1 pseudogene is annotated in these 240 nt (G+C 72.1%); it reads right to left on the bottom strand.

Features of this window, described 5'->3' with window-relative positions:
• Window positions 1-240, bottom strand: a pseudogene (locus KVS71_RS18515) (DNA mismatch repair protein MutT); the annotation flags it as partial.

Genomic DNA, 240 nt, shown 5'->3' with positions numbered 1-240 from the left:
ACGACGGCGGCGACGAGGGCCGGGTACGCATCGAGGGTCTCGAGGGCGACGGGGTAGCTCAGCGCGGCCCGGGCCTTCTTCACGCTGACCCACACGAGGGCGGCGATCTCGCGGTTGGGCACGAAGGTCGACGCGCGGATCGCGGCGACCGTCGCCTCGTCAGCCCAGTAGTGCACGACCTTCTGCTTGCGGGACGCGAGGTGACAGCGGCTGATCCCGACCGGCACGCCGAGGGCCACG

This window comes from Microbacterium sp. GbtcB4 (genome assembly GCF_019091465.1).
Taxonomy (GTDB): Bacteria; Actinomycetota; Actinomycetes; order Actinomycetales; family Microbacteriaceae; genus Microbacterium; species Microbacterium paraoxydans.
This window is presented reverse-complemented; position numbering and strand designations above follow the sequence as displayed.